This is a genomic window from Streptomyces sp. ICN903 (assembly GCF_022015835.1).
GTDB lineage: Bacteria > Actinomycetota > Actinomycetes > Streptomycetales > Streptomycetaceae > Streptomyces > Streptomyces fenghuangensis.
Genome location: NZ_JAKMAY010000239.1, coordinates 1 through 8,906, shown reverse-complemented (window position 1 = coordinate 8,906; position 8,906 = coordinate 1). Strand labels below are relative to the sequence as shown.

9 protein-coding genes are annotated in these 8,906 nt (G+C 72.8%); 8 read left to right on the top strand and 1 reads right to left on the bottom strand.

Annotation, left to right across the window (positions count from 1 at the left end):
- The 4 genes from L7D48_RS21540 to L7D48_RS21525 all read left to right on the top strand — a co-directional run.
- Window positions 1–338: type II secretion system F family protein (locus L7D48_RS21540; RefSeq protein WP_237881513.1), on the top strand; the 338-nt coding region annotated here is incomplete at its 5' end.
- 219 nt (window positions 339–557) lie between these two features.
- Entirely contained in the window at window positions 558–695 is a 138-nt protein-coding gene (locus L7D48_RS21535) for a DUF4244 domain-containing protein (protein ID WP_241713936.1), read from the top strand.
- Window positions 682–1,029, top strand: coding sequence for a TadE family type IV pilus minor pilin (locus tag L7D48_RS21530; RefSeq protein WP_237881511.1), 348 nt, complete (start codon window positions 682–684; stop codon window positions 1,027–1,029). The genes L7D48_RS21535 and L7D48_RS21530 overlap by 14 nt, the downstream gene beginning before the upstream one ends.
- Window positions 1,013–1,393 carry an Rv3654c family TadE-like protein gene (locus L7D48_RS21525; protein ID WP_237881509.1) on the top strand — a complete coding sequence of 127 codons (381 nt, stop codon included), beginning with the start codon at window positions 1,013–1,015 and terminating at the stop codon, window positions 1,391–1,393. Before L7D48_RS21530 ends, L7D48_RS21525 begins: the two co-directional genes overlap by 17 nt.
- Here L7D48_RS21525 and L7D48_RS21520 read toward each other — a convergent pair.
- Window positions 1,317–3,782: a DEAD/DEAH box helicase gene (locus tag L7D48_RS21520; protein WP_237881515.1), complete on the bottom strand. Its 2,466-nt coding sequence runs from the start codon at window positions 3,780–3,782 to the stop codon at window positions 1,317–1,319. The genes L7D48_RS21525 and L7D48_RS21520 overlap by 77 nt on opposite strands.
- 162 nt (window positions 3,783–3,944) lie before the next feature.
- Between L7D48_RS21520 and bldG the strand changes: the two genes are divergently transcribed.
- From bldG to L7D48_RS21500, 4 genes are all read left to right on the top strand, one after another.
- On the top strand, window positions 3,945–4,286 hold the full coding sequence (gene bldG / locus L7D48_RS21515; protein ID WP_093657489.1) for an anti-sigma factor antagonist BldG: 342 nt from the start codon (window positions 3,945–3,947) through the stop codon (window positions 4,284–4,286).
- Between the two features lie 130 nt (window positions 4,287–4,416).
- A complete protein-coding gene (locus L7D48_RS21510) occupies window positions 4,417–4,848 on the top strand; it encodes an ATP-binding protein (RefSeq protein WP_237881507.1) in 432 nt (143 codons plus the stop codon).
- A 517-nt stretch (window positions 4,849–5,365) separates the two neighbouring features.
- Window positions 5,366–7,864: a sodium-translocating pyrophosphatase gene (locus L7D48_RS21505; RefSeq protein WP_374493171.1), complete on the top strand. Its 2,499-nt coding sequence runs from the start codon at window positions 5,366–5,368 to the stop codon at window positions 7,862–7,864.
- Between the two features lie 233 nt (window positions 7,865–8,097).
- Window positions 8,098–8,676 carry a small secreted protein gene (locus L7D48_RS21500; protein WP_237881505.1) on the top strand — a complete coding sequence of 193 codons (579 nt, stop codon included), beginning with the start codon at window positions 8,098–8,100 and terminating at the stop codon, window positions 8,674–8,676.
- Window positions 8,677–8,906: the final 230 nt, after the last annotated feature.

Here is an 8,906-nt window from a genome sequence, read left to right as displayed (position 1 = left end):
CGGTGGGCGGTCCCCTCGGTGGGGGACTGGTGCGAGCCTCGGCCGAACTGAGGCTCGGCGGAGACCCGTTGGCCGTCTGGGCGCGGCTGGGCGAACTGCCGGGAGCGGCGGAGCTGGCCCGGTGCATGGAACGGGCGGCGACGACCGGTGTGCCCGCGGTGGAACCGGTGGGCCGGCTGGCCGCCGAGTGCCGGGCACAGCGGGCCCGGGCGGCCACCGAGCGGGCACGGCGGGCCGCGGTTCTGGTCACCGGGCCGCTGGGACTGTGCTTTCTGCCCGCCTTCCTGCTGGCGGGTGTGGTTCCGGTGGTCATCGGTCTGGCGCGGTCGCTGCTGTGAACCGCGCGGTACGGGACGCGCCCGTGGCGGGCGCGGGCGACAGGACGGACGGCGAGACGGAGGAGACGGGTCATGCGGGGACGATCGACGGAAGGACGAGCGGTGCGGGCACGAGCGGTACGGACACGGGTGTCGCGGGGACGGAGCGGGCGGACGCGGACGGCGGCGTGGATCGGCCGAAGGGCGCGCGGAGCCCGGGGCCGGAACGCACAGGCGGGGATGAGCACCGCGGAGTACGCGGTGGGCACGATCGCCGCCGCGGGTTTCGCGGCGGTGCTCTACAAGATCGTCACCAGCGGCCCGGTCTCCACGGCGATGCGGCAGCTGATCGAGAGGGCGCTCGATGCGGGCTTCTGAGAGGCGGGACCGGGGTTATGTCACCGCGGAGACCGCCGTGGTGGTGCCCTCCCTGGTCGCGCTGCTCGGGCTGCTGCTGTGGGGCGGTGCGGCGGTGGTCGCACAGGTCCGCTGTGTGGACGCGGCGGGCGCGGGAGCGCGGGCGGCGGCGAGGGGCGAGCCGCCCGAGAGGATCCACCGGGCCGTGCGGGAGGTCGCCCCGCGGGGAGCGGGACTGCGGACGTCCCGGGAGGGCGAGCTGGTGCGGGTACGGGTCACGGCGAGGGCGGCCGGCCCCGGCCCGCTGGGGGTGGAACTGGAGGCCGAGGCGGTGGCGTATGCGGAACCGGGGTGACCGCCGGCCACCTCGCGGCGGCGTCCGCTCCGGAGAGCGGGGATCGGCCACGGTATGGGCCGCGCTGTGCGGACTGGTGCTGTGCGCGGTGTCGGCGGGCGTACTGGCACTGGGGCAGGCCGTCGTCACACGCCATCGCGCGGGCGCGGCGGCGGACGCGGCGGCGCTCGCGGCGGCCGACCACGCTCTTCGGGGCGGGCAGGAGGCGTGCGACGCCGCGCGGCGGGTGGCCGCCGCGCAGCGGGCGAGGGTGGTGCGCTGCCAGGTGCAGGAGGAGATCGCGGATCTCACGGTGCGGGTGCGGGCGGGTCCGTACTCCGCAGGGGTGAGGGCTCGGGCGGGGCCTGCCGCAGCAGCTCCGTGAGGAGCCGTACCGCGCCCCGCTTGTGCAGGGGATCGTTGCCGTTGCCGCACTTGGGCGACTGGATGCACGACGGGCAGCCGCTGTCGCACTCGCATGCGGCGATGGCCCGGCGGGTCGCGGTCAGCCAGTCGCGGGCGGTGTGGAAGGCGCGTTCGGCGAAGCCGGCGCCGCCGGGGTGCCCGTCGTAGACGAAGACCGTCGGCAGCAGGGTGTCGGGGTGCAGCGGCACCGAGACCCCGCCGATGTCCCAGCGGTCGCAGGTGGCGAAGAGCGGCAGCATGCCGATGGAGGCGTGCTCGGCGGCGTGCAGGGCGCCGGGCAGCACCTCGGGGCCGATCCGGGCGTCGTCGAGCTGGTCCTCGGTGACCGTCCACCACACCGCGCGGGTGCGCAGGGTGCGCGGCGGCAGGTCCAGCTTGGACTCGCCGAGCACCTCGCCGGTGACGAGCCTGCGGCGCAGATAGGAGACGACCTGGTTGGTGACCTCGACGGAGCCGAAGCACAGCCGTGCCCGGCCCCACGGGATCTCGGTCTCGGTCTCCAGCACGGAGACCGAGGTGGTGTCCCTGGCCATCGTCGTCCAGGGCGGGCTCGCCTCCTCCACCAGGGCGACCGAGTCCTCCAGGTCGAGGCGGCGGACCACGTAGGTGCGGCCCTGGTGGAGGTGGACCGCGCCGTCGTGGACGGTGGTGTGGGCCGCCGCGGCGTCGACCGTGCCCAGCAGCCGCCCGGTGCCGTCCTCCACCACCTGGACGGGCCGGCCGCCCTGGCCGCGGATGTCGGTGAGGTCGGCGGCCCGCTCGCGGCGGGTCCAGTACCAGCCGGTCCCCCGGCGGCGCAGCAGTCCGCGCCGCTCCAGGAGCGGCATCAGCTCGGGCACGGACGGTCCGAACAACTCGAAGTCCGCCTCGGTGAGAGGTACCTCCGCCGCCGCGGCGCACAGATGGGGGGTGAGGACGTAGGGGTTGTCCGGATCCAGGACGGTGGACTCCACGGGACGGCGGAAGATCGCGTCGGGGTGGTGGACGAGGTAGGTGTCCAGCGGGTCGTCCCGGGCGACGAGGACGGCCAGGGCGCCCTGGCCCGCCCGCCCGGCGCGTCCGGCCTGCTGCCACAGGGAGGCGCGGGTGCCGGGGTAGCCGGCCAGGATCACGGCGTCGAGGCCGGACACGTCGATGCCGAGTTCGAGCGCGGTGGTGGCGGCCAGCCCGAGGAGTTCACCGGAGTGCAGGGACCGCTCCAGGGCGCGGCGTTCCTCCGGCAGATAGCCGCCCCGGTAGGCGGCGATCCGCCCCGCCAGGGCGCGGTCCACCTCCGACAGCCGCTCTCGGGTGATCACCGAGATCAGCTCGGCGCCGCGCCGGGAGCGTACGAAGGCGACGGTCCGCACGCCCTGGACGGCGAGGTCGGTCAGAAGGTCGGCGGCCTCGGCGGTGGCGGTCCGCCGCACGGGGGCGCCGCGCTCGCCGTGCATCTCCGTCAGCGGGGGCTCCCAGAGGGCGAAGACCACCTCGCCGCGCGGGGAGGCGTCCTGGGTGATCTCGGTGACGGGCAGGCCGGTGAGGCGGGTGGCCGCCTCACCCGGCTCGGCGGCGGTCGCGGAGGCCAGCAGGAAGACCGGCTCGGAGCCGTGGCGGGCGCACACACGCCGCAGCCGGCGCAGCACCTGGGCGACGTGCGAGCCGAACACGCCGCGGTAGGTGTGGCACTCGTCGACGACCACATAGCGCAGAGCGCGCAGGAAGGAGGCCCAGCGGGGGTGGGCGGGGAGTATCCCCCGGTGCAGCATGTCGGGGTTGGTGAGCACGTGGTTGGCGTACCGGCGCACCCACTCGCGCTCCTCGACGGGGGTGTCCCCGTCGTAGACCGCCGGGCGGACGGCGCTGCCCAGCGGCGCGGCCAGCTCTCTCACGGCCCGCCGCTGGTCGGAGGCCAGTGCCTTGGTCGGAGCGAGGTAGAGGGTGGTGGCGCCGCGCCCGTTCGGGGCCCGCGCGCCCTCCAGCAGCACGTTGAGCACCGGGGCCAGGTAGGCCAGCGACTTGCCCGACGCCGTGCCGGTGGCGACCACCACGGATTCCCCCCGCAGCGCGTGCTCGGCGGCACGGGCCTGGTGTTCCCACGGACGGTCGATGCCCGCGGCGCGGATCGCATCGACCACTTCCGGCCGAATCTGAGCAGGCCATTCCGCATGACGACCGTTCCGCGGGGGCAGGTGCTCCACATGGGTGATGCGCACGGCCCGGTCCGCCCCCGCGGCAAGGCTTTCGAGGACCGTTCGGGGAGACGGGGACGGGGGGCGTGTGCCTGCGGACGTCGCACGGTGGTCGGTGGCCATCGGAATCGAGTGTGTCACCGGCGCGACGGACAATGGTCGCAAGGCGTCGTGCAGGCCCCCGGGTAAGTGATTGAATGCTTCTGCGGCTGCCGATCCGTCCTCTACCTTCGGCGGGGAGACGACCTCCCCACGTCCGGTGGGGATGGCCCGTCCTCACCTTCCGGTGGGGAGGCGCCAAGGGGGCGGACCGCTCGATAGCAAGGTGCTGGAGGATCTGTGGACCTGTCCCTGTCGACCCGTACCGTCGGCGATCGCACGATCGTCTCGGTGGGTGGCGAGATCGATGTATACACCGCGCCCAAGCTGCGCGAGCAGCTGGTCGAGCTGGTGAACGACGGCAGCTACCACCTGGTCGTGGACATGGAGGGCGTTGACTTCCTCGACTCCACCGGCCTCGGTGTGCTCGTCGGCGGACTCAAGCGCGTGCGCGCCCACGAGGGATCTCTGCGCCTGGTCTGCAACCAGGAGCGCATTCTCAAGATCTTCCGCATCACCGGCCTGACCAAGGTGTTCCCCATCCACACCTCGGTCGACGAGGCCGTGGCGGCCACCGACTGAGAGCCGGGCCGAACGAGCTCGCACAAGGCGCTCAGGGGCGCCGGACCGGCACCTGACCGGTCCGGCGCCCCTGAACGGCCGTCAGGCACCAGGTCACCGGGTGACCGCAGGCATTACCGAGGGGGATGGCATGGCCACCGTCGAACTGCGCTTCAGCGCGTTGCCCGAGCATGTGAGGACGGCGCGTCTGGTGGCGGCCGCCGTCGCGCGCCGGGCCGGTGTCGACGACGCCGTACTGGACGAGGTACGGCTCGCGGTGGGCGAGGCGTGCAGCAGAGCGGTCGGCCTCCATGTCGGCCACGGTCTCGACACACCCGTCCGGGTGGCGCTGACCGAGGACGAGAAGGTCTTCCGCATCGAGGTGGGCGACGACGTTCCCCAGGCGGCGCTGGGCGGGGCCCACGCCTCCCCCGGGAGCGGGGACGGCGCCGAGGGCGACGACGAGGTCGACATGGGGCTCGCGGTGATCAGCGGGCTGGTGGACGACGTCGAGGTGACCGCCGACGAGCGCGGCGGCCTGATCCGCATGAGCTGGCCGACCAACCCCGAGCCGCTCGACTGACCGTCCCGTGCGGGTCCGCCCGCGTGACGGCCGGCCCCCGGCTCCCCGGTCCTCTCGGGCCGGCCCAGGCGCCCCTTCCCGGGGCGCCTGTCTCATGTCCGGCTCCGTCCGGACCACTCCGCCCGTCTCGCCCGGCCCGCTCCACCTCCGGCCCGGCCCGCTCCACGCCCGGCCCGGGCCGGACGCCGGACCGGCCCGGGCCGGACGCGGGACCGGGCCACTCCCGGCCGTTCCCGCTCCGCCGTGTCCGACCTGCGTACGTCCGCCTCCGACCTCCGCCCGGGAGCTCCCCCGGTATTCCGAGATCTTTTCCCCCGTGCCGCCGGAGAGGAATATCCCGGCCGTTCAGGGGAATTATTTCCGGTGCCCGCTATTCGATCTTTGCGGGTGCGGGACGGCAGGAAATACCGCACTCTGTTGTGAGCCGAAGCAGCTCCCTACAATCCGTCCACATCTTTGCAGCAGGACGCCTGAGCGTGCTTGCGCGCGCCCATGTGCCAAACGTCAAGGAGGACGAATGGCGGGGCACCACACCCCTTTCCAGAACCGGCTACAACTGGCCGATGCCGTGCTCACCAGCGGCAATCGCGGCCTGGTGCTGGTGATCGCGCTCGTCGCCGCGGCAGCCCTGGCGGTCGCCGTGGTGCTGGTACGTCAAGTGCTCGCCGCGGGCGAGGGCACCGAAAGCATGAAGAAGATCGCATCCGCCGTACAGGAAGGTGCGAACGCCTACCTCGCACGGCAGTTGCGCACCCTCGGCATATTCGCCGTAGCGGTCTTCTTCCTGTTGATGTTGCTCCCGGCCGACGGGATGGGCCAGCGAATCGGACGCTCGGCGTTCTTCCTGGTCGGTGCCGCTTTCTCGGCGGCCACCGGCTATATCGGCATGTGGCTGGCCGTACGCAGCAACGTACGGGTCGCGGCCGCCGCCCGGGAGGCCACTCCCGGTGAGGGAGAACCCGCGAAGGACCTGACCGAGGTCTCGCACCGGGCGATGAAGATCGCCTTCCGTACGGGCGGGGTCGTCGGCATGTTCACCGTCGGCCTCGGTCTGCTCGGGGCCGCCGTCGTGGTGCTCGTGTACGCCGCCGACGCGCCCAAGGTGCTGGAGGGCTTCGGTCTGGGAGCCGCCCTGATCGCGATGTTCATGCGGGTGGGCGGCGGCATCTTCACCAAGGCCGCCGACGTGGGCGCGGACCTCGTCGGCAAGGTCGAGCAGGGCATCCCCGAGGACGATCCGCGCAACGCCGCCACCATCGCGGACAACGTCGGCGACAACGTCGGCGACTGCGCGGGCATGGCCGCCGACCTCTTCGAGTCCTACGCCGTCACCCTGGTGGCCGCGCTCATCCTGGGCACGGTCGCCTTCGGCGACTCGGGGCTGGCCTTTCCCCTGCTCGTCCCGGCGATCGGCGTCCTCACCGCCATGATCGGCGTCTTCGCGGTCGCGCCGCGCCGCGCCGACCGCAGCGGCATGACCGCCATCAACCGCGGCTTCTTCATCTCCGCGGTGATCTCCCTGGTCCTGGTGGCCGTCGCGGCGTTCGTCCACCTGCCGGGCAGCTTCGGCGAGCTGGAGGGCGTCACCGACACCGCCATCGCCGGCCACGACGGCGACCCGCGCGTCTTCGCCCTGGTCTCGGTCGCCATCGGCATCGTGCTCGCCGCGCTGATCCAGCAGCTCACCGGCTACTTCACCGAACCGAGCCGCAGGCCCGTGCGCGACATCGGCAAGACCTCGCTGACCGGCCCCGCCACCGTGGTCCTCTCCGGCATCTCCATCGGTCTGGAGTCCGCCGTCTACACGGCGCTGCTGATCGCGCTCAGCGTCTACGGCGCCTTCCTGCTGGGCGGCGCCTCCATCATGCTGGCGCTGTTCGCCGTCGCCCTCGCGGGCACCGGCCTGCTCACCACCGTCGGCGTCATCGTCGCGATGGACACCTTCGGCCCGGTCTCCGACAACGCCCAGGGCATCGCCGAGATGTCCGGCGACGTCGAGGGCGCGGGCGCTCAGGTGCTCACCGACCTCGACGCGGTGGGCAACACCACCAAGGCCATCACCAAGGGCATCGCCATCGCCACCGCGGTACTGGCCGCCGCGGCCCTCTTCGGCTCCTACCGCGACGCGATCGCCGGCGCGGTGTCGGACGTGGGCGCCCGGGCAGGCGAGCTGGGCCTGAGCCTGGACATCTCGCAGCCGAACAACCTGGTCGGCCTGATCCTCGGGGCCTCCGTCGTGTTCCTCTTCTCCGGGTTGGCGATCAACGCCGTCTCCCGGTCGGCGGGCTCGGTGGTCTTCGAGGTGCGGCGCCAGTTCCGCGAGCGGCCCGGGATCATGGACTACAGCGAGAAGCCCGAGTACGGCCGGGTGGTGGACATCTGCACCAAGGACGCGCTGCGCGAGCTGGCCACACCCGGTCTGCTGGCCGTCATGGCGCCCATAGCCGTCGGCTTCACGCTCGGCGTCGGTGCGCTCGGCTCGTTCCTCGCCGGCGCCATCGGCGCGGGCACGCTGATGGCGGTCTTCCTCGCCAACTCCGGCGGGGCCTGGGACAACGCCAAGAAGCTGGTCGAGGACGGCCACCACGGCGGCAAGGGCAGCGAGGCGCACGCCGCGACGGTCATCGGCGACACGGTCGGCGACCCGTTCAAGGACACCGCGGGCCCCGCGATCAACCCGCTGCTGAAGGTGATGAACCTGGTGGCGCTGCTGATCGCGCCCGCCGTGGTGCAGCTCAGCTACGGCGACGACGCCAGCGCCGGCGCGCGGGCCGCCATCGCGGTCCTCGCCCTCGGCGTCATCATCGGGGCGGTCTACGTCTCCAAGCGGCGCGGTATCGCGGTCGGCGGCGAAGGCGACGAAGGCGGTGGGGAAGGCGAAGGCGGCGGGAAGGACGTCGGCGGCACTGCCGGACGCACTTCCGGACCGTCGGATCCCTCCGGCTCCCCTGACACGCCGGGCCCGTCGGGACCGTCGGGCCCCTCCGAGCCCGGGGCTCCGGTGGCGGCGCCTTAGCGGGTCGTAGCGGGGTCGGCCGGGGCTCCGTACGGGAGTCCTCGGCACATGGCGGTGGGCGGTGCTCCAGGGCGCCGCCCACCGCCATGTGCCGGGGCGGGCCATGTGAGATGCGCTCAACACAAATGGGTATCCAAGCCCTCAATATGAACTATTCACTCCACCGGTCCACGGCCGGTGAACCTCCTGCGTGTATGTTCCGGGCCGAACACCCACGAAGGGATCGATCCGGAGTGAACAAGAAGCTTGCTGCCGCGCTGTCCGGCACCGCGGTGCTCGTGCTCGCCCTGAGCGGGTGCGGCGACGAGGGCAACGAGAAGGCCGAGCGGTGGGCCCAGGAGTACTGCGGCTCGCTGCAGAAGCAGAACAAGACCATCGACGGCGCCAACCAGGCACTCGCGCGGATCACCGAGGGGGACAAGGCTCCCGAGGAGGTCAAGAAGACCGACGTGGAGGCCTTCGGCGATCTCTCCACCGCCTACAAGGCCCTGTCCACCGCCGTGCGCAAGGCGGGTGTTCCGCCGCTGGAGGACGGCGCCCGGATCCAGAAGAACGCGATCAAGCGGCTCGACGCGCTGTCGGCCACGTACGCGGACCTCCGTGAGCGGGCCGAGGCCCTGAACGAGAAGGACCAGTCGGAGTTCGCCGACGGGCTGCAGGACATCGCCGGGGAGATGGACAAGCTTCCCAAGCAGTTCGGCGAGGTGGAGAAGGCGCTGGGCGAGTTCCGGCAGGGTGATCTCCAGGAGGCGATAGCGGGTCAGGAGGGCTGCCGGAGGCCGTCGCCGGCGCCTTCCGCCTCGGCGGCGTAGCGGAAGGCGGAGGCGGACGGCGTTGGCGGAAGGCAGAGGCGGACGGCGTTGGCGGAAGGCGGAGGCGGACGGCAGAGGGGTGGGGGAAGCCCGGGAAGTCCGGTAAGCCGGAGGCGGCCCGGAAGCAGCCCGGAAGCCACCCGGACGCAGGGGCGCGCGGGGGCCTGCGTACGCCGGGGCGCTCCGCGCGACAATGGGGAGGTGAGTGACCGCCTCCCCACCCCCGGACC

Coding starts and splice junctions, on each gene's coding strand:
- L7D48_RS21535 (WP_241713936.1), top strand. CDS start 558: ATGAGCACCGCGGAGTACGCGGTGGGCACGATCGCCGCCGCGGGTTTC.
- L7D48_RS21530 (WP_237881511.1), top strand. CDS start 682: ATGCGGGCTTCTGAGAGGCGGGACCGGGGTTATGTCACCGCGGAGACC.
- L7D48_RS21525 (WP_237881509.1), top strand. CDS start 1,013: ATGCGGAACCGGGGTGACCGCCGGCCACCTCGCGGCGGCGTCCGCTCC.
- L7D48_RS21510 (WP_237881507.1), top strand. CDS start 4,417: ATGGCCACCGTCGAACTGCGCTTCAGCGCGTTGCCCGAGCATGTGAGG.
- L7D48_RS21505 (WP_374493171.1), top strand. CDS start 5,366: ATGGCGGGGCACCACACCCCTTTCCAGAACCGGCTACAACTGGCCGAT.